At 69.6% G+C, this 20,437-nt stretch carries 16 protein-coding genes; 3 read left to right on the top strand and 13 right to left on the bottom strand.

The annotated features are described in order from the left end of the window. Positions 1-8 precede the first annotated feature (8 nt). From M3190_RS01655 to M3190_RS01635, 5 genes are read right to left on the bottom strand one after another with little or no spacing between them, the layout of a single operon-like run. Positions 9-1,607, bottom strand: a complete 1,599-nt coding sequence (locus tag M3190_RS01655; RefSeq protein WP_251577664.1) for an amidohydrolase — start codon at positions 1,605-1,607, stop codon at positions 9-11. Continuing rightward, positions 1,604-3,244: an amidohydrolase gene (locus M3190_RS01650; RefSeq protein ID WP_251577662.1), complete on the bottom strand. Its 1,641-nt coding sequence runs from the start codon at positions 3,242-3,244 to the stop codon at positions 1,604-1,606. Before M3190_RS01650 ends, M3190_RS01655 begins: the two co-directional genes overlap by 4 nt. 8 nt (positions 3,245-3,252) lie before the next feature. Beyond that, the gene (locus M3190_RS01645) at positions 3,253-4,272 is read right to left on the bottom strand and encodes an ABC transporter permease (RefSeq protein ID WP_251577660.1); all 1,020 of its coding nucleotides are present in this window, start codon (positions 4,270-4,272) and stop codon (positions 3,253-3,255) included. Between the two features lie 32 nt (positions 4,273-4,304). Next, positions 4,305-5,762, bottom strand: a complete 1,458-nt coding sequence (locus tag M3190_RS01640; RefSeq protein WP_251577658.1) for an ATP-binding cassette domain-containing protein — start codon at positions 5,760-5,762, stop codon at positions 4,305-4,307. A gap of 29 nt (positions 5,763-5,791) precedes the next feature. Further along, positions 5,792-6,790: a sugar ABC transporter substrate-binding protein gene (locus M3190_RS01635; RefSeq protein WP_251577656.1), complete on the bottom strand. Its 999-nt coding sequence runs from the start codon at positions 6,788-6,790 to the stop codon at positions 5,792-5,794. Positions 6,791-7,217: 427 nt separating this feature from the next. Here M3190_RS01635 and M3190_RS01630 point away from each other — a divergent pair, with 427 nt between their 5' ends. Beyond that, positions 7,218-7,829: a TetR/AcrR family transcriptional regulator gene (locus M3190_RS01630; protein ID WP_251577654.1), complete on the top strand. Its 612-nt coding sequence runs from the start codon at positions 7,218-7,220 to the stop codon at positions 7,827-7,829. A 49-nt stretch (positions 7,830-7,878) separates the two neighbouring features. On the opposite strand, the gene M3190_RS01625 is transcribed toward M3190_RS01630, so the two are convergent. From M3190_RS01625 to M3190_RS01610, 4 genes are all read right to left on the bottom strand, one after another. Continuing rightward, positions 7,879-8,484 carry a DUF1349 domain-containing protein gene (locus tag M3190_RS01625; RefSeq protein ID WP_251577652.1) on the bottom strand — a complete coding sequence of 202 codons (606 nt, stop codon included), beginning with the start codon at positions 8,482-8,484 and terminating at the stop codon, positions 7,879-7,881. Positions 8,485-8,564: 80 nt separating this feature from the next. Further along, a complete protein-coding gene (locus M3190_RS01620) occupies positions 8,565-11,438 on the bottom strand; it encodes an aminotransferase (RefSeq protein ID WP_251577650.1) in 2,874 nt (957 codons plus the stop codon). 52 nt (positions 11,439-11,490) lie between these two features. Next, positions 11,491-12,264, bottom strand: coding sequence for an SDR family NAD(P)-dependent oxidoreductase (locus M3190_RS01615; protein WP_251577648.1), 774 nt, complete (start codon positions 12,262-12,264; stop codon positions 11,491-11,493). After that, positions 12,257-13,336: a phosphotransferase gene (locus tag M3190_RS01610; protein ID WP_251577646.1), complete on the bottom strand. Its 1,080-nt coding sequence runs from the start codon at positions 13,334-13,336 to the stop codon at positions 12,257-12,259. Before M3190_RS01610 ends, M3190_RS01615 begins: the two co-directional genes overlap by 8 nt. A gap of 60 nt (positions 13,337-13,396) precedes the next feature. Here M3190_RS01610 and M3190_RS01605 point away from each other — a divergent pair, with 60 nt between their 5' ends. Next, positions 13,397-14,785 (top strand): aspartate aminotransferase family protein, encoded by a 1,389-nt coding sequence (locus tag M3190_RS01605; RefSeq protein WP_251577644.1) that lies wholly within the window; start codon positions 13,397-13,399, stop codon positions 14,783-14,785. Between the two features lie 45 nt (positions 14,786-14,830). Continuing rightward, entirely contained in the window at positions 14,831-15,481 is a 651-nt protein-coding gene (locus M3190_RS01600) for a GntR family transcriptional regulator (RefSeq protein ID WP_251577642.1), read from the top strand. 25 nt (positions 15,482-15,506) lie between these two features. Here M3190_RS01600 and M3190_RS01595 read toward each other — a convergent pair whose 3' ends face one another. The 4 genes from M3190_RS01595 to M3190_RS01580 form a co-directional block, all read right to left on the bottom strand. After that, on the bottom strand, positions 15,507-15,977 hold the full coding sequence (locus M3190_RS01595) for a DUF3237 domain-containing protein (RefSeq protein WP_251577640.1): 471 nt from the start codon (positions 15,975-15,977) through the stop codon (positions 15,507-15,509). Further along, entirely contained in the window at positions 15,974-17,224 is a 1,251-nt protein-coding gene (locus tag M3190_RS01590; protein WP_251577638.1) for a flavin-dependent oxidoreductase, read from the bottom strand. The genes M3190_RS01595 and M3190_RS01590 overlap by 4 nt, the downstream gene beginning before the upstream one ends. Positions 17,225-17,289: 65 nt before the next feature. Beyond that, positions 17,290-18,894, bottom strand: a complete 1,605-nt coding sequence (locus tag M3190_RS01585; RefSeq protein ID WP_251577636.1) for an amidohydrolase — start codon at positions 18,892-18,894, stop codon at positions 17,290-17,292. Further along, positions 18,891-20,360, bottom strand: a complete 1,470-nt coding sequence (locus tag M3190_RS01580; RefSeq protein WP_251577634.1) for an APC family permease — start codon at positions 20,358-20,360, stop codon at positions 18,891-18,893. Before M3190_RS01580 ends, M3190_RS01585 begins: the two co-directional genes overlap by 4 nt. Positions 20,361-20,437: the final 77 nt, after the last annotated feature.

Here is a 20,437-nt window from a genome sequence, read left to right as displayed (position 1 = left end):
TTGTCGGGTCAGTGTGAGGCGACCGAGGCCGGCGTCGCCGTGAAGGTGCGGATTCCGCGACGCCATGTGCCGCGGACGTGGACATCTGCGATGGCGTCGGGCTCGATCGCGCGGATGTCCTCGGTGAGCCAGACCAGGTCGGCGCGCATGCCGGGGCGGAGGGCGCCGCGGTGATCCTGGTCCCCGCCCTGCCACGCGACGCCGCTTGTGGCGGCGGCGAGGGACTCGTCGATGGTCAGACGCTCTTCCGGCTGCCATCCGCCGCCCGGCCGACCACCCAGGTCCCGGCGTGTCACGGCCGTGCGGACACCGACGAGCACGTCGGCGGTCCCCACGGGCCAGTCACTGCCGAAGCTGATGCGGGCACCCGCCTTCTGGGCGGAGTGCATGCGGTACTGCAGCTCGCGCTGCGGGCCGAGGCGAGGCAGCGTGAGGTCCGTCATGACCGCGTCCTCGAGCGCCCACTGCGGCTGGAAGCAGATGGTCACGTCGAGATCCGCAAGCCGCGGGAGGTCAGCAGGGTCGATCACCTGAGCGTGCGCGATCGTGAGGCGCCGACCGCGACTCAGACTCTCACGGATGCCTTCGGCCGCGTCCAGGGCGGCGCGCATCGCGGCGTCGCCGATCGCGTGCAGGTGCACGTCGAACCCCGCGGCGTCGCAGGCGGCGACGGCATCGACCAGACGCTCCGGCGACCAGTTGGGTAGGCCCCGCGTACGCGCGTCGTGGTAGCACTCCAACAGGTGTGCCGTGTGGTTCTCCAGGATCCCGTCGACGAAGAACTTGATCGTCCGACAAGTGAGACCCGGAGTGTCGTCGATCCCATCGGCGCACCGTCGCAGTTCGTCGAGCTGGCGCGGCCAGCGGGTCGGATCCGCTCTCAGAGCGAGGTCGGCATCGACGGCGAGGCGGCCGGATGCGGCGGCCGCCTGCCAGGCCGGCACGTCGTCCGTTTCGCACCACGCCTCTTGGACCCAGGTGATCCCGTGAGAGGCGAGGAGCGTGCACGCCCACGCGAGGGCGTCGACGTCCGCGGCGAGTGTGGGGCGCGGCGCGTGGCCCAGGACGAGGTCGATCGCCGGCCGCTCCACGAGCGTGCCCATCGGAGTGCCGTCGGGCCGCCTGACGATGCGACCGAGGTCGGGATCGGGCGTCGTCGCATCCACGCCGGCGGCCCGCAGGGCGGCGCTGTTCACCCACACGGTGTGATAATCCCAGGCGTGCAGCACCACCGGGCGGTCGACCACGTCGAGCCACTGCGCGTCGAACATCCCGCCGTCCACGATCGTGGCGTCGTAGCTGCCCCCCACGAGCCACGGCTGGTCCGACTCGGCTGCCCACGCACGCACGCGCGCGGCGATCTCCGCCACCGTCGTCGCGTCGCGCAGTTCGGGTCCGACGCGCTCACGGCCCGCCAGCAGCGGATGCGCGTGGCCGTCACCGAACGCGGGGAGCAGAAGCCCGCCCTCGAGATCGACGTGTTCTGCATCCGCCGGGATCGGGGTGTCCGGTGAGGCGATCACCCCGTCGACGACGACGAGTCTCTCGGCGTCAGGGGACGCCCCATCGACCCGGACGGCACCTCCGTGGAACACGGTGACGGTCATCGGGCCACCTCCGCGCCGGCCGGCGCCTGCAGGACGGCCTGGTGCGCCTGCCGACCCGCGATCCACGTGCCGACGATCCCGACCTCGGGAAGCAGTTCGGCGGAGACCGCCAGCGGGTCGGTCTGCCATGCGGTGAGATCGGCGCGTTTTCCGACCGCGATCGTTCCGGTGATGTCCTGCCAGCCGGCGGCTCGCGCCGCGTTGACCGTGTAGCCCTCCAACGCCTCCTCGGATGTGAGACCCTGCTCGGCACGGATCGGCTCGACCTCCGGCCTTTCGACGGGCCGACGGAGGATCGTGTCCGCCATCACCACACGAGGGTCGAATGGGACGATGGGCCAGTCCGATCCGAGGGCGATGATCGTGCCCGCGTCATGCAGGTCCCGACAGCGCCAGCCATGACTCGCCCGCTCGACACCCAACCGGGTGGACCAGTTGTCGGTCATGTCGGCGCGAGTGTGATGCGTCCCGGCGATGGGCTGCATGCTCGCGATGACCCCCAGCTGCGCGAAGCGCGGCACCACCTCGTCCGGGATCGTCTCGATGTGCTCGATGCGATGCGCACCCTCGGCCACCTTCGGTCCCAGGTCCTCCAACGCGTCGAGGACGAACGCGACGCCCTTGTCCCCGATGGCGTGAGTCGCGGTCGGGACGCCGTGCTCCACGAAGAAGGCGACCGCGCTGCGGTACGCGTCGGGGTCGGTCCAGATGGAGGTGGTCCCCTGCCCGTAGGCGTCGGGCCACTCCAGCCACGCGGACCCGTTGTCGATGGTGCCGTCGATGAAGAACTTCACGCCCTCCACGAGCCACCGGCGACCTCCCGTGCCCTGAAGGTCCAGGATCTGCTGCAGGTCCTGCTCCGACGCGCCCGGATACACGAAGGGGGAGAACTTCAACCGCACCGGCAGATCGCCCTCGGCCTCGAGGCGTCGCATGAGGGGCTCCGTGAACCGGTGGTAGTCCATGACGTACGTCGAGACGATGCCTGCGGCGGCCATGTCCGCGAGCAGTTCCTTGAGACGCGCGGTCATGGAGTCGAGTGATTCCTCCGGCGCATGCGAGAGGACGAGTTCCATCGCTCGCACTTCCAGGATGTAGCCGTTGGGCGTCCCATCCTCGGCGACACCGATCCGGGCCTCATCGGGGAAGGTCTCCGAACCCGTGAGTCCGGCGGCGCGGACGGCCGCGGTATTGGCGATCGCCGAGTGCCCGTCCCTCATACGCAGGAACATCGGCACGTCACCTGTGACGTCGTCGAAGATCCGACCGGTGAACCCCGTCTCGGTGAACAGGTTGGGGTCGAGTCCCCACCCGTGCACCCACTGGTCCCCCCGGTTGGCCTCCGCGGCGGCCCGCACCCGCTCCCGCACCGCCGACAGATCCAGGTCGGTGAGCTGTTCGCCTCGGGTGAGCTCGAGACCCCACACGACGTGGGTGTGGCTGTCGATCATCCCCGGGGTGAGGACGCCCCGGATCTCCTCGACGCGCGTGCCCTCGCCGGCGAGTGCCCGCACCTCCTCCGCGCCCCCCACGGCGACGATCGTGCCGTCGGCGATGGCGAGCGCCTTCGCGCGAGGTCGGATCGGGTCGAGCGTGAGGATGTCGTCGGCGATCAGGACGAGTTCGGGGGTGTGCATGGATGTACTCACTTCGCGGTGACGGGTGTCTGGGCAGGGGGCGCTGATGTCGCTCGTCTGCCGAGCTGCGCCCACGACGACCGGATGATGCGCTGGATCGTCGAGTCGAGCCCCACGGCGACGATCAGCATCACGCCGATCAGCACCGTCTGGAGGAACGGGGAGGCCTGGAGGAAGATGAGGCCGTTGTTCAGCACCCGGAAGAACAACAGGCCGGCGACGACGTTGGAGATGCGACCGAGGCCGCCTTCGAAGGCGACGCCACCCAGCAGCACGACAGTGAGCGCGTTGAGCTCCATGCCCGTCCCGATGGTCGGACTGGCCGATTGGACCTTCGCGGCGAGCATGATGCCGGCGAAGGCCGCGAACAGCCCGCTCATCGCGAAGAGGATGAACTGGGTGCGGGCGACCCGCACCCCCATCAGTCGCGCCGCACGACGGTTACCGCCGATGGCGAGCACCTGCTTGCCGAACTGTGTGCGGTTCAGGACGTACCAGCCGGCCACGATGAGGAGGACGAGGATGACGATCTGCACGGGGATCGGTCCGAGACCGGCGGTCCCGATGCTCCGGAAGTCGGCCGGCAGATCCGTACGCGTCACCGTCTTCCCACCGGTCACGAGCAGGGCCAGCCCGCCCCAGACGCTCAGCGCCCCCAGTGTGACGACGAACGAGTTGAGTCCGAGGTAGGCGATGAGCAGCCCGTTCAGCGCGCCCGCGCCGAGGCCGACTGCCAGACCGACGAGGATGCCTGTCGCCGTCGAACCCGTTGCGACCATGACGAGACCGGCGGTCACCCCGGCCAGCGACGCGACCGAACCAACGGAGAGGTCGATCGTGCCCGACATGATGAGGAACGCCAGCGGGATCGCGATGATCGCCAGCTCCGTGGCCTGCATGAGGACGTTGGTCGCGCTGCCGACGGTGAGGAAGTTGGGGTTCAAGGCCCCGAAGAGAGCGATGAGCGCGATGAGCGCGATGAAGATGCCGTTCTTCGCGAGGAAGAGTTTGGCGCGGGAGCTGTTCATGAGGTGCGGGTCTCCTGTACGGGCGTTCGTGGTCAGGCGGCCGGGGCCGCGAGGGCGAGGAGCTCGCCGAGCAGGTCTGCGTCGAAACGGTCGGAGCGTCGGAGCTCCGAGACGCGGTCTCCGACGATGACGTAGGAGCGGTCGCACATGGATGCGATCTCGTCCGACTCGGCTGACGCGACGAGGACGCACACGCCGCGCGCCGCCGTCTCGCGGACGACCCGTACGATGTCGACCTTCGCCCCGACGTCCACGCCCTGCGTCGGCTGTGCGAGCAGAAGAACGCGCGGTGTCCGCGGATGGGTCCAGCGCGCCAGGAGGTGCTTCTGACGGTTGCCCCCGCTGAACGACGACACGGCAGCGGTGTGGTCGGGACCGGTGATGCCGAAGTCCTCCCGCGCACGTCGATAGACGTCGAGGCCCGTGGAGTCGGTCACCCAGAACGCGCGCCACCACGGTTGCGAATACCACGGCAGGAGCACGTTCTCGAGCGCGGTCTGGCCGTGCACGAGGCCGTCCCGCTCGCGGTCGGCCGGCACCAGGAAGATTCCTTTGGTGATGGCATCGGCCGGGCTCGTGACTGCGGTTCTCCTGTCGCCCAGATCGAGCGGGTACCGGCCCTCCTGCCCGCCCAGCGCGCTCAGCAGCCGGAACTGCTCCCCCGCCGCCATCCCGAACAGGCCGACGACCTCGCCGGCGTGTGCGATGATCTCGGGGCCCTGCGCCGTCGCCAGCGTCCGCTCCCCCACGTTCGCATCCGAGAACACATGCTCCTGGATGTCGGGGACGAGAGCGGAGGCGAGCAGGGCGGGGGTGAACGCGGCGGCGCGATCGTCCTCGACGACGCGGCCGCCGCGCAGCACGACGATCCGGTCGCACACCGTGAGGATGTCCGGCAGCCGGTGCGAGACGTACATCACCGTGACGCCCTCGGCGGCGAGCGATCGGATGAGGTCGTGGAGGTAGTCGGTCTCGGCTCGCCCCAGAGCGGCAGTCGGTTCGTCCAGCAGCAACAGCTTCATATCGCCCGCGAGGAGGCCGCGCGCCAGGTCGACGAGCTGCCGATCGCCGAGACCCAGCGCGCCGACGGGCGTGTCGAGAGACACCGACGATCCGACCCGGTCGAGGGCCGCGCGGGCGCTTGCCGCTCGAGCGGCACCACCGCCGCGCGCGGAGCGTCCCAGGAAGAGGTTGTCGAGGACCGAGAGGTTCTGCGCGAGCGCCGGCTCCTGGTGGATGACGGTGATCCCCAGGTCGCTGGCGTCACGCGGGGTGAGTCCCTTGCCGGCATCCCGACCGTCGAGGCTGAAGCTGCCGATCGACGGAGCGATGACACCGGAGATGACGTTGAATAGGGTGGTCTTGCCTGCTCCGTTGTGCCCGAGCAGACCTACGATCTGCCCGGCCGGCACGGTCAGTTCCACTCCGTCGAGCGCCGATGTCGCCCCGAACTGCACGCCGATTCCGGCCAGCTCCAGTCGCGGCGTCATCCGCGTCACCTCCGATGCCATCGCGTCGCTCACTCGACGTAGAAGGTGTCGGCGTTGTCGGCGGTCACGCGTTCGGATCCGAGGGTGCTCGTCTTGAGCTCCTCCCCGCTGGCCGAGGCGACGAGGAGCGCCGCCATTTCGTCGGCGAGGTCATCGAGCCGCGGCGAGAACAGCACCCGCCAGATCGAGTCCTTCTCCGTGAAGATGTCGAGGATCTCGTCCGTCGCATCGATGCTGCCCACCGCGACGTCAGGGTCGTTCGCGGCGACGCCGGAGTCCAAGAGCGCCTGGTAGGCACCGACGGCCGGGTCCGGCCCCATCGAGATCCACACCTTGGTGTCGGGGACAGCGGCGAGCTGGTTCTGGGCGGCCTTGTAGCCGTCGTCGAGTGAGATGACGGAGTGCTCCGTCACCGACACGTTCGCCTCGGCCTTCTTCAGCCCCTCGACGATGCCCTCCGAGCGCTCGCGCCCGAGGTCAGTGTCCCAGTAGCCGAGCAGCGCCACCGGGACCGCTTGATCGGCGCCGTACTTCTCGTTCACCCACTCGCCCATCGCCTCGCCGAGGTTGATGCCATCGGTGCGGTTGTCGATCAGCACGGCTGCGCTGGTGCCCTCCCACTCGCTGGCGTACCCCAACACCTGGACGCCCGCCTGCTGGGCCTGCTGGGTCACGGTGACCATGGAGTCCGACTGCACGGGGTATCCCATGATCGCCTTCACGTCGCCGCGCGCGATCCAGGATTCCCAATCGGAGATCTGCGTCTGGAGGTCCCACTGGGGATCGTCGCTGAGGAACTCGTACCCCGCGTCCTCGACCTTCGGGCCGATCTTGTCGAGCAGGGTGTTCCACACCTGGATGTCCAGGCCGGCGAAGCTCAGTGCGACCGCGCCCTTCGCGCTGGAATCGCCGGAGTCGGATCCCGGATCGGGGGCGGGGCCGGTGGTGGGTGCGAGGGAGGTGCAGCCGGTCAGGGCGAGCGCGGAGGCGAGGACCACTGCAGCGGTGAGACGGATTGATCTGCGCATGTGCGGGCTTTCTGTGGGTGAGCGGATGTGACTCGACAGGGTGGTGCGGGAAGAGCGTCAGCAGGGGTGGTGCGTGAGGAGCAGTTCGGGCGGCGGCGACGTCCGCGTCATCGTCGACGGGGAGTATGCCTGAATGAACGTCGTTCATTTCTTGTTGCTAGATCGTAGGGCGCGCTGCATCGATCCACAAGCGTCATTTTTGGGCGAATATTCGGGGCGTTACGCCTGTGTTTCCGCCGTGGTTCGAGATGATAAACAAGTCCTGATGAACAGCGTTCACAACGAAGGATCGTCACGAATCGCGGAGCCGCAGAGCACGGCGAGGGATGGCGGCCCATACGATGAGGTCTCGATGAAAGCTGCAGCCGCGGATCAGCCGGCAGGAAACCGACGTCGGTCCCGCCGCGCGGGGCGCCCGCTCGCACCCGTGATCACCGCCGACAGCATCGCCGATGCGGCCATCGGCCTGCTCGACGAGTCGGGCGACTTCACGATGGCTCAGCTCGCGCGTCGCCTCGGCGTCGGAGCATCCGCCTTGTACAACCACGTCACCGGCAAGGAGGAGGTCCTCGCCCGCGTGCGGGAGCTCGTCAGTGATCGCATCGACACCGATGTGTTCGACTCGGTCCCCTTCTTCGACGCCCTCCTCGTGTGGGCTCGCTCCTACCGCGACGCGTTCGCCCGCCATCCCGCCACGATCGCGGTCTTCGCGACCACCGCGCTGGACGGCGCCGGCCGCACGACGGGGATGTACGAGCGGGTCGTCGCCGCATTCTTGAGAGCGGGATGGCCCGAGGACGATGTGATGACGACGCTCGTCGCACTCGAGGACTTCATCATGGGCGCCGCGCTCGACGCGGTCGCGCCGGCGGACATGTTCCAGCTCCGGAGCCCGCAGGACGCTCCGACCCTCAGCCGCGTCACCGCCGCGGCACGCCGCTCCCCGTCGGGAACACGGCCGGCCCAGGCGTCGTTCGAGGCCGGCATCGAGGCGATGTTGACCGGCCTGCGCGTGCGCCTGGCGCGGTTGTCGGCCTGACCCCCGGCATCCGGCACCTGCGACGCCCGTCACCCCGCCTGAGTGGGCCTCATTCGCCGTTGCGGAGGTCGGCGACCGTGCGTCGCTCGAACGCGATGTCTTCGAACACCGCGCGACACCCCTCTCCGGTCGGGCTCTGAACTTCGAAGCCGATCTGCAGCCGCTCCGTGACGCCCGGCAATGTGAAGGCCCGTACGAAATTCCATGCGGCCCCGTCGTGGGCGTGGAACGCCAGCACGTTCCCCACCCGAGCGAGCCGCAGGCGCACGGCCTGCACGTCGATCGGCACGCCGTTGGCGTCGTCGGAGCTCCCCTTCGTCACCACCGAGACGATCATCGACGCACCCGCCGGAGACCGCTCGAAGCAGACCTTCGCCCAGTTGGTCTCGTCCACCCACGCCAGCAGCACACCCGCATCGAAGGTCGCGAGGTGCTCGGGCTGCACGCGGGCCACGAGCGTGAAGTCCCCGTCGGGCGGCGTCCCGAGCAGCGTGGCGGCGTTCAGCAGGGTCTCGGCAGCCACTCCGCTGGTTCCGCTGGGGTCCACGAAGAGATCCGTTCCCGCGGGAGCGACGCCTTCGATACGCGAAGGTGACACCGTCCACGCCGACTCCGGCGACGGCTGCAGATCGAACGGGATGTGGGGAATGCGCATGATGAGGACCTATCTGACGTATGGATGCGGGCTGAGGATCACAGGCTGCGGCGGCGGAGCGGTGGCGGGCGACCGTCGCGTCACCAGCCCGTGCTGAGGACGTGCTCCAGCGCGTCCACGAACACGTCCACGGACGCCTGCGTGACGACCAGCGGCGGCTTGATCTTGAGGACGTTCTGGTGATCCCCCGTCGGCTGCATGATCACACCGCACTCGAGCAGTCGATCGCAGATGGCCGCCGTCTCGGCCCGCGCGGGCTCGAGCGTGACTCTGTCGCGCACGAACTCCAGCCCGAGGTAGAGCCCCGACCCGTGCACGGCGCCGATGATCTCGTGCCGGTGCGCGAGATCTTGCAGACGGTTCTTGAGATGCCCGCCGACGATCCGTGCGTTCTCCTGCAGCCCCTCGCCTTCGATGACGTCGAGGACGGCGGAGCCGATCACGGAGGAGACGGGGGAGCCACCGGTCGAGGAGAAGAAGTACCCTCCCGTCCGGTAGCGGTCGGCGATGTCGCGTCGGGTGACGACCGCCCCGAGCGGATGCCCGCCGCCGATGGACTTGGCGACGGCGACGATGTCGGGCTCGACGCCCTGCTGCTGGAAGCCCCAGAACCAGTCGCCGAGTCGCCCGTACCCCACCTGGACCTCGTCGGCGATCGCCAGACCGCCGTGGCGGCGCACGGCCGCGTACACCTCCTGCAGGTAACCGTCCGGCAGGGCGACCCCTCCGGCGTTGCCGAAGTATGTCTCCGTGATGATTCCCGCCGCCGGCCGTCCATCGGCCGCCAGGGCGTCGATCAGGGCCGCGGCCTCGGGTGCGTACTTCGCGGCCTCCGCACCACGGTGGATGCCGCGGTACGAGTTCGCGGCGTCGACCGTGTGCACCCATTCCGGACGGGTGGCGAGTGCGTTGGGGTTGTCCGCGATGGACGTCGAGACCGCATCGCTGGCGTAGGTCCACCCGTGGTAGGACTCGCGCATCGCGACGATGTCGCGACGCCCCGTGGCCGCCATGGCGAGGCGGATGGCCAGGTCGGTCGCTTCCGACCCGGAGTTCACGAAGAACACGGTGTCGAGCGCCGCGGGCAGGGTGGCGGTGATCCGCTCCGCGTAGTCGGCGATCGCCCGATAGTGGAACCGCGAGTTCGTGTTGAGCAGATGCATCTGTCGCGCAGCCGCGGCGACGACGTGGGGGTGCGCGTGACCGACCGAGGCGACGTTGTTCACCATGTCCAGGTACACCCGTCCGTCGACGTCGACGAGGTACTCGCGCCACCCGCGCTCGATGCGGGGAGGGATGGCGTAGTAGTGCTCCTGCACCTCGGCCAACCTCTCATGGCGCCGGGAGAGGGAGTCGTCGTCCACGCTGCTCTCGGATTGCACGCCCACCGCGACCCCGGGGTCGCCGGCGACGTGACGCCATGCCGCGGCCATGCCGGGCGACACCCGCAGGGGTGGGGGCATGGCACCGGGGCGGGAGCGGCGGATGGACAGACGCGTCAGCGGCGGGAGGACAGCAGCGGATTCGTCCGGTGAGAGCCCCGAGATCGTGAGGGTCTCGGTCCCCGACGACCACGTGAGCGATCCGTCGGTCACATGGACCGCCACGCCGTCGCCGGAGGCGATGGGGACGGGTTCGCGGAACCACACCAGGAGATCGGTCGGGATCGTGTCGGCCGTCGACGGAAGCGGGTCGGTCGTGCCTGTCAGCCGCGGCCGCCAGGCCGCTACCGTCACGACATCCGCACCCTCGTCGAGAGCGGACCGCGCGGCGCGATCGAGCGTCGTCGCGTCGAGCCAGGCCCCGCCGTCGTTGAGGGGCGACTCCGTCGAGGCGTCGAGCTCGACCCGCCTGGCCGAAGGGGCCACGAGAGGAGCACCGAACTCTCGTGCGGGCTCCTGGGGGCGGCTCAGCGCGGCCCGCGTCGCAGCCGTGAGGACCTCGATGGGCACCGAGATTGCCTGCTCGAGGATGCGGAACTCGCGGTCGAGAGCGACCAACGCGTACTCGTTCGCCTCGTCGACTCGCACCTGAGCGCGACCGCTGAGCACGAGGACGGCGCCGCGCAGGATCACGAGCGGCCACAGCGCCGTGATCTCGTCGTCGATGAGCGGACGGAGGCGGTCGAATGCGCGGATGGCGGGGAGGCTGGTCTCGGGAGAGGCCCCCTCGTGGTGCAGGACGGAGGAGACGGTCACCGCGATGTCCCCCACCCGCCAGGACGCACACGCGTCCCCGAAGTCGATGACCGCGTCGGGCACGGTCGCTCCCGGTGCGCGGAGCACGTTGTCGTCGGTGACGTCGAAGTGCCCGGCTTGGATGGGAAGGGCGTCCTTCACGGGGGCGAGCACGGCGCGCGCGGCATCCGCTGCCCTCTGAACGATGCCGCGGATCCGCTCGTCCGGCTCATCGGGGAGCAGGATGTCGATGACCCGCTCGGCGTGGCGCAGGTCCCACTGCAGCACGCGTCCGCTCGCCGGATGTGTGAAGTCGGCCAGGGCGGCACTGACCTTTCCCGACAGCGCGCCGAGCCCCTCGACCACCGCGGGCGAGAGATAGGACGAACCCATGAGCGTCCGTCCCTCGATGTTCTCGATGACCCGCGCATGGATGCGGCCCTGCGAAGACTCCCACCACGCCGACATCCTGCCCCGGGGACCCATCACGATCCGGGGGACGCGGACGTCCGCTCGCCGGGCGCCGACGGTGGCGGCAGCGGCATCCTGCATCTCGATCTCCGCCTCGCTGAACACGGGATTGCTGAGCTTGAGCACGCCGAGTGGCTTCGTCGCCCCGCGCTCGAAGACGCGGAAGTTCTGGTCCTGCTGACTGCCGAGCGAGTGCGTGTCGATCTCGACGCCGAAGACGTCGGCGAACAAGCGCTGCACCTCCTCATCCGACAGCGTCGGGGTGGGGAGCTCCACCTGTGAGAAGTAGTCGAAGACATCGGTCATGTCGTTCTCCTTAGGTGCCGTGTGCAGGATGAGGGCGGGTCGCACAGGATGATCACGGCATCCCCCGCTCTTCGTCGATCGAGTTCGCCCCGTCCACGACGAGGATCTGCCCGGTGATGTACGAGGCGTCCCTGCCCGCCAGGAAGCGGACGGCGGATGCGACTTCGTCCGCCGTCCCGGATCGGCCGATCGGCGTGGCCGCACCCATCGAGAGCTCGTGCTCACTGGACGACGACGTCGCGATCCACCCCGGCGCCACGGCGTTGACGGTGATCCCGAAGCACGCGACGTCGATGGCGGCCGCTCGCGTGAGGCCCACCATGCCCGCCTTCGCTGCGTGGTAGGCGACGTCACCCCGGTACGCCATCACCGGGCCCGAGAGGGACGCGACGTTGACGATGCGGCCGTAGCCGGCGTCGATCATCGCCGGCAGGACAGCGCGGGTCATGCGCAGGGCCGTCGTCAGGTTCCTGTCGATCGACGTCTGCCATTCCGCGAGCGAGATGGCATCGATGGGGGCCGGGGAGTCGGCGCGCGACACGGACGTGAGTCCCGCGTTGTTGACGACCACCGTCGGCGCGCCGAAGGCCTCGCGGGCGGCATCCATGACGGCATCGACGCCCCGATCCTCGGTGAGATCGGCGACGACCCCGTCCGCGTCGACGCCTCGTGCGCGAAGTTCGGACACCCGCGTTCGGATCCGGTCCGTCGTGGCCGTGATCAGGACGTGCATCCCGGCGTCACCGAGCGCTTTCGCCACAGCGAATCCGATCCCCTCGGCGCTGCCCGCGCCGGTGACGATCGCGATCCCGCTCGACTCATCCACGGGTTCCCCCTTCCGCTGCCAGCAGTGCCTCCGCAGTTGCGAGTGAACCACGACGACGTGCGGCCGCGTACTCGCCTCGCAACGTATCGAGCCGTGAGAGCCAGACGGTGGCGTTCGCGATCAGCCGCGCCGCAGCGAGGGGCAGCACGACCGCGGACTCGTCGGATGTGACCGGCACGACATCCGACCATCCGGTCAGGACGGTGTCCAGTGCGGCACGAGGATCGGTGACGTGCCGGGCCGCGTAGGCGCCTGCGATCACCGGCTCGGAGATGCGCACGCTTCGCGTCATGTCACCGAAGTCGAGGATGCCCGTGATGGCGCGCGGGGCCTCCGCCGGGCCGACCAAAAGGTTCGAATCGTGCAGATCATGGTGCACCACCGCGGAGGGGAGGCGGTCGAGCCGGGGCGCGACCTCGGCGTCCAGGAGCGCAAACACCGCGGCAGCGGCCCGTTCCAGCCTCACGATCTCCGCCGCGTGATCGTTCAACAGGCCTTGGCGCCGCAGGAGAGCGATGCGCCCGAGCGCCGCTTCGATCGTCGGACGGGACGAGGTGAGTTGCCAGATGTGCGGGACGAGTCCGCGCGGCGCGCTCTCGCGCCGAAGGCATCCGTGCAGGCGGGCTGCCGTGAGACCGACCTCGTGGAGCAGGGCGTGCGTCACCGGGACGTGCTCCAGCGGGGATCCCGGAAGCCACTCGGAGGCCTGGACCAGCAGCATCCGATCGCGGCTGCGAGCCTCGAGCGTGAGCTCGCCGGCCCTCGTCGCCAACGGCCGAGCGACGGGGATGCCGCATTCCGAGACGCGCTGGACGACCTCGTGCTGCCACCGGATGGTCCCACCCGACGCCGCGTCCGACGGGAAGACCTTGAGGGCGATGTCCGGGCCGGAGCTCGTGCGGACCCGGAAGACGGCGGCACTCTCCGATCCGACGCTCCGGACGGACAGTGCCGTGACGCCGAAGCCGCGCTCGAGGATCCCGGCGAGCTCGGACGCATCGACGACGGGATCGTCGGATCCGCGGGCCGAGGGCGCGGCGGCAGCGGAGTGGGTGTCGATCTCGGCGGCCATGGCGCTACAGTACAGGTATTGGTCACCAATCTTCTAGTTGGTCACCGAAGTGGAGGAGTGATGAGCACACCCGGCCGGATGCACATGGTGAACGGATTCGACCCCGCGGCGGGCACGCGCCTGGGCCCGCGAGCGAATGCGCTGCTCGAACGTCGTCAGCGCGTGCTCGGCGCGCCGTACCGCCTCTTCTACGAGAACCCTGTCGAAGTCAGCCGGGGCGACGGCGCGCTGCTCTTCGACCCCGACGGCGTCGAGTACCTCGACGCGTACAACAACGTGCCGGCCGTCGGCCACGCCAATCCTCGTGTACGCGCCGCCGTCGATGCTCAACTCGGCCGGGTCAACACCCACACCCGTTACCTGACGGAAGAAGTCGTCACTTACAGCGAACGACTCCTCTCCCTCTTCCCCGGATACCTGGAGCAAGTCGTCTTCGCCTGCACGGGAAGCGAGGCGGTCGATCTGGCCGTCCGGATCGCAGGTCACGTGACAGGCGGGACGGGTGTCGTCATCACCTCCAACGCATACCACGGCACGACCCAGGCGAGCGCTGCCCTCTCGCCCAGCCTGGGGCCGAACAACGTCCTCCCGCCCCACGTCGTGACCGTCCCCGCGCCCGATCCCCTGCGCGACCCCGTCGAGGAGGGCGCAGCGGCGGCCCTCTTCTCGCAACGAGTGAACGACGCGATCGATGAGCTCGAGCGCCGCGGACTGACGTTCTCCGCGTTGATCATCGACTCCGTCCTCTCCAGCGATGGCCTCGTCACCCACCCGGCTGGCGTGATCCGAGAGGCCGTCGACACGGCACGGCGCCGCGGCGGGATCTACATCGCCGACGAGGTGCAGCCCGGCTTCGGGCGATTGGGGTCTACGTGGTGGGGATTCGCGCGTCACGGCGTCGAACCGGACCTCGTCGTGCTGGGAAAGCCGATGGGCAATGGGCTGCCCATCTCGGCGGTCGTCGGGCGACGCGCGCACATGGAGGCGTTCGGCCGGGACGTCCGCTACTTCAACACGTTCGGGGGAACAGCGGTCAGCGTCGCGGCGGCGACCGCGGTCCTCGACGAGATCGAGGACCGCGGTCTTCTCCCGCATGCGTCGACGGTCGGAGGGCATCTGAAGAAGGGACTGGACGAGATCGCGTCGCGTGATGAACGAATCGGTCAGGTCCGCGGCGAGGGCTTGTTCCTCGCCGTCGAGTTCGTCGGGCGCGATGGCGGGCCCGACGCCGTTCCCGACGCGGATCTGGCAGGCCGGGTCGTCAACGGTCTGCGTGCCCGACGCGTCCTCGTGAGTGCGTCAGGTCGCTGGTCGAACGTTCTGAAGATCCGTCCGCCGCTCGTGTTCGACACTCACCATGCCGATCGGCTGCTCACCGCCCTCGACGACGTCCTCGGCGATGTGTCGGACGCGGGCGGACCCCGCCCCGGGTCTCGGGGGGACAGCTGAGACCCCTCGATACAATGGCGCGGATATGCAGTGGGGAGGCTGTCGATGGTCGCACCATCACTGATCGCCGACCGCTTGCGTGACGAGATCCTCGACCTGCGGCTCGAGCAGGGGGAGCCGCTGCGCGAGATCTCGATCGCCGAGAGGTTCGGGGCCTCCCGTCGATCGGTCCGCGAGGCCCTGCTGATGCTCGCCCAGGAAGGCATCGTCACCCACGAGAAGCACCGAGGTGCGCGCGTGCGCAGCTTCACCGCCGACGATGTCACGGACCTGTACGCGGCCCGCGCGGTGCTCGAGAGCACGGGTGCGCGCGCGTGCGGTGACGCCTCGGACGACGCGCTCGACGGCGTGCTCGTGGCGCTCGCCCACCTGCGTCGTGCGGCGACGGAGGGGCAGAACTCGTCCCGCCACGCGATCGCGGATGTGCAGTTCCACGCCGCCGTCATCGCCCTCGCAGGCAGCCCTCGACTCGATCGGTTCTTCGCTTCGATCCGCAACGAGATGACGTTGGCCATCCGGATCCTGCAGCGCGAGGAGGTCGCCTCGGGATGGCGCGACGAGGATGCGCTGCGAGGTCATGTCCTCATCGCCGACGCCCTGCTCGAGCGCGACGCGGACACCGCCGAGGCAGCGGTGCGGGAACACATCAAGGTCAACGAACGCCTTTTGCGCAGCCTGGCGCTGAGCGAGGGATGACGCCGTTCTTCGACGGCCGGTCCCGTCAGCTCACTCTGAACGTGTCGTAGCGCACCCGGTCAGCCGTGCGGACGCAGGATGCCACGTAGATCGAATCCTGCAGGTGCAGGAGGTCCGGAGCCGAGGTCTCGAAACGGATCGCCGTGCGGAAGTAGTACTCGCTCGGATCGACCGGATCGCCCCGCAGGAGGGACTCGAGGACGGCGGGCGCGCCGCTGCGCACACCGGTGACCTGCAGGTAGACCAGGGCCCCGGCATCCGTTCGGGCGGTGTAGCGGCAGTCGATCTCGATCGCTCCGTCCGCACGCACGGTCTGCCAGTCGGCACCTCCCGGCAGGATCTCGCCCGCGAGGCCACCTGTGAGAGTGCCGCCGAGGACGGGGACGATCCGGCGGTGTCCGACCCTGGTCGTGCCGAGGTCACCGGGCGGGCCCACGATGATCTCCGCATGGAACGCCGGCTCGAGCGTCGGGACGACCGGGTCTGCGACGGTCATCGAACGGCTTCCGACCGACTGTAGGAGGGACGTTCGCGCAGCTGTTCAGGATCGAATCCCGCCGCTTTTTTGAACGATGTCGCGACCTCGACGAGCTCCTCATACGGGATGACGTCCTCGATGCGTTCGAACCCCTGCGGCGCTCGGGCGGCGGCGAGCCTCATCACGCGTTCCGGACCGCCGCCACGGTTGCTCTCGAGCAGCGCGGTCATCGCGGGTCGTCGGTCGCGTTCGTAGGCGGCGAGCGCGCGGACCGGGTCGGTCTCGGTGGCGAGGTTCATCGCGAGAACACGGCCGTCGATGATGGCCTGCGAGGCGCCGTTGGACCCCTGCGGGTACATCGCGTGGGCGGCATCCCCCAGCAGCGTCAGTCGCCCCTCGGACCACCGCTCGATGGGATCGAGATCCACCATCGGGTACTCGAGCAGCTCGTCGCAACCCGCGATGAGGCCCGGGACATCGAGCCAGTCGAACCGCCAGTCGCGGAATCGTTCGACAATCGGCCCTGCGGGAACGGACCTGTTCCAATCCGCACCCGCCGTGCCCGCCTCGCGCAGCTCGGCGATGACGTTGATGCGCGCGAGGCCGTCCGCGTCCGCCGGCTCGATCGGGTATGCGACGAACCGCTGATCGGCGTCCCCCGCCATGATCATCGTCGCGCCGTCGAGGAACGGGATGGCACGCGCCGTCCCCCGCCAGAGCGTCACCCCGCTCCACTGCGGTCCGGGATCGGCGGGGTGCCGCAGCCGCCGCACCGCCGAATGGATGCCGTCGGCCGCGATGACGACGTCGGCCTCGATCGTCTCGGCGCCGGTGCCCCGCTCGATGACCACGGATGCCGCATCCGCGGTGGTCTGCACGTCGACGACGCGGCGGTCCAGCTCGACGACGTCACCGAGACGCTCCTGCACCGCGTCGCGGAGCTCGAGCTGCAGCCGTCCGCGGTGGACGGACAGCTGCGGCCAGGCGTACCCGGCCGCGGTCCCGCGCGGCTCCGTCCAGATCTCCTGGCCCAGGTGATTGCGATAGGACAGGGCGCGAGGCGCCACCCCGATCGCCTCGATGCGCGCCGCGAGACCGAGCTCGCTGAGCTCCCGCATGGCGTGGGGCAGCAGGTTGATGCCGACCCCGAGGCCGCGGATCTCGGAGGCGCGCTCCAGGATGCGGATGTCGCGGAATCCCGCGTCGTGCAGGCTCAGCGCCGCGGCGAGTCCGCCGATCCCCGCGCCGATGATGGCGATGCGCATCGCCTCTCCCTTCCGCCCGGCATCGTCGCCGGGCACGGTCCACGGGGCTGAGTGCCCCGCGCTGTTCACTCTCCGACGACCACCCGTCCGCCGACGACCGTCAGCAGTACCTTCGCGTCTCCGATCCGCTCTGCGGGGGTGGTCAGCGGGTCGAGATCGAGCGCTGTGATGTCGGCGAGCGCGCCGACCTCGAGCGTGCCTCCGGTCTCACCGATCGTCGCATACGCCTGCGTCGTGAAGCCGCGCACCGCGTCGAGTGCCGAGATCCCCTGCTCGCCGCCCACGGTGGGCGCGTCGGGATCGTCGTGCGGCCTGCGCAGCTGGGCGTCGGCGAGGATGCCGGGAGCGTCAGCCGGGGCGACCGGCCAGTCCGACCCCAGAGCGAGGGGGACGCCCGCGCGGACGAGGTCGCCCGTCCGCCAGCCGAGGGCCGCGCGTTCGACACCCAGGCGCCGCGACCAGTTGTCGGACCCGTCCGGCCGGACGAAGAGGGTGCAGTGGGTGGGCTGCATGCTCGCCGCGATCCCGTGGGTGGCGAAGACGTCGAGGATGTCGTCGGGGAGCACCTCGATGTGCTCGACGCGATGTGTCGCCGTGCGCTCGGGGAGCGCGGCGATCGCGCGGGCGACGAATGCGATGCCCGCGTCGCCGATGGCGTGCGTCGTGGTGGGGATGCCGTGCGCGTCCAGCGCAGCCAACGCGATGGGGTACTCCTCGGGACGCAGCCAGAGGGACGCGGTCGATTCGCCGAACAGGTCCGGGTGCTCGAGCCAGGCGGTGCCGTTGTCGATCGTGCCGTCGATCATCGTCTTGACTCCGCGCACCGTCCAGTCGCGACCGCTGATGCCCTGCAGTTCGACGAGCCGCTGCACGTCGGCGAGGTCGGTGCCGGGCTCGAACCACGGCGACATGCGCAACCTGATGGGGAGATCGCGCGTGGCTTCGATCGCCGTCAGCAGCGCGATCGCGTCGGGCGCGAGGTCCTGCACCTGCCCGGCGGTGAAACCGGCCTCCGCCATGTACCGCAGGATGCCGTAGAGCCCCTCGACGCGCTCGTCGAAGCTGAGCTCGGGCAGGACACGCTCGACGAGTCCGACCGCCTGCACTTCGAGCAGTGCGCCGGTCGGGCGACCTGCGGCATCCTTCGCCACACGCGACGAGTCGGGGAAGGTCTCATCGCCGCGGACCCCGGCCAGCGCGAGGGCGGAGGACGACGCCAACGCCGCGTGGGCGTCGAAGAAGCGCAGGAATGCGGGTCGGTCTCCGACGAGATCGTCGAGGAAGGCGTTGTTCACCTCGTCGGGGAAGACGTTAGGTTCGAGGCCCCACCCCAGCAGCCAATCCGCGTCCCCGAGTCGCTCGAGCTCAGCCGTCAGCACGGCGGTGACGTCCTCGAGCGAGCGGCAGCGCGTGAGGTCGGCGCCGCGGGTGAGACCCATCCCGAACACCGGGTGGATGTGGCAGTCGACGAAACCCGGCAGGATCGTGCCGTCGCCGAGGTCGATGACGCGGGTGTCGGGTCCGATCCACGCGTCAACCTCGTCCCGGGTACCGACGGCGGCGATGCGTCCCGCCGTGATCGCAAGGGCGTCCGGGGCGCCTGCCCCGTCGGTCATCGTGATGACGCGACCGCCGCGGATCACGGTGTCGGCGATGCGATCGGCGCTCATGCGTTCACCTCCGCCGTGTGAGCCGAGCGGACGGCGCCCCCGATCGCGTCGAATCGTCCAGGGTCTCGTCTGCGCAGCAGAGTCGCCAGGATGAGACCCACGACCACGACCAGGGGCACGACCGCCAGGATGATCGCGTTGATCGTCGGCCCCCCACCGGTCAGATAGTCGATCGTGACGACGAGCACGATCAACAGGCCCGCCATCAGCACGATCGAGACGATCGCCGCCGGCAGGACGTACCACTTCCGCGGCAGGGAACGATTGCGGAGGATGAAGGCGACGACCGCGATCGAGGCCAGCAGCTGCAGCGTCACGATGCCGTAGACGCCCGGGGAGTTGACGAGGATGACCAGCTGCGTCAGCGGGTCGAGCTGCAGGAGGGCGAAGACGACCACCACGGCGGCGGCGACGATCGACTGCAGCACCCCGGCGAACCACGGCGCGCCGCGTCGGTTGGTGCGGGCGAAGGCGGCGGGCAGGATGCCGTCGCGCGAGAGCGCGAAGCTGTAGCGGTTGATCGCGTTGTGGAAGGCCAGCTGCCCCGCGAAGATGCTCGAGACGATCAGCACGAACATGACCGAGACCCCCCACTCGCCGACGTAGCGTCCGGTCGCGACGAAGAAGAAGGATGCCGGGTCGTCCGCGATGGCGGCCCCCACATCGGCGCTGCCGAAGGCCTGGATCACGAGCCAGAGTGTGGCGGCGTAGAAGATCGCCAGGAACGCGACCGCGATGTACGTCGCACGGGGGATCGACTTCTCCGGGTCGCGCGTCTCGTTGCGGTAGAGCACGGTGGACTCGAAGCCCATGAAGGCCGCGAATCCGAATCCGAGGATCGCGAGCATGCTGGGCGTGAACACGTTGTCGGGGGCGAAGGTGCCGAGGTCGAGCTGGCCGGCGCGCTGGGTGAGGATCGCGACGCCGAGGATGACGAGCATCGCGGTCTCGAGGGTCAGCAGGACGCCGAGGACCTTCGCGCCGACGTCGACGCCGAGGATCGCGAGACCGAAGACGAGGACGACGCCGATGAGCGCCGCGACGTACCAGGGGACGCTGAGGCCGAAGACGGCGCCGAGCATGCCCTCGGCCATGACGCCGAACAGACCCCAGAGGCCGATCTGCAGCAGGTTGTAGGAAACCCAGGCGAGGGCACCGGCGCTCAGCCCGATGCTCCGACCCAGCCCCGCGGTGATGTACGTGTAGAAGCCGCCCATGGGCTTCAGGTTCCGCGCGGTGAAGACGAAGCCGATCGCGAAGACGGCGAGGACGACGCCGGCGATCGCGTACACGAGGGGTGCCGACGGTCCGCCGATGAGGACGGCGAGCGGTCCGATGCCGGCCAGCACGCTCAGCGGCGCCGCGGCGGAGATGACCATGAAGACCACACCCCACGTCCCCAGCGCCGACCGCTGGAGGGCTCCTCTCGTCGAGTCCTCCACGGGACGCACCATCTGTTCGGTCATGTCGACTCCTCCGTCGATGCCGTGGGGCGCCTCGGGCCGGCGCCGCGTTGCCTGACAGTGTGGACCCTCCCCCACCG

This window comes from Microbacterium oleivorans, from assembly GCF_023715745.1.
GTDB lineage: Bacteria > Actinomycetota > Actinomycetes > Actinomycetales > Microbacteriaceae > Microbacterium > Microbacterium oleivorans_D.
The sequence above is the reverse complement of the archived record's forward strand: the minus strand, read 5'-3'. Positions and strand labels throughout refer to the sequence as shown.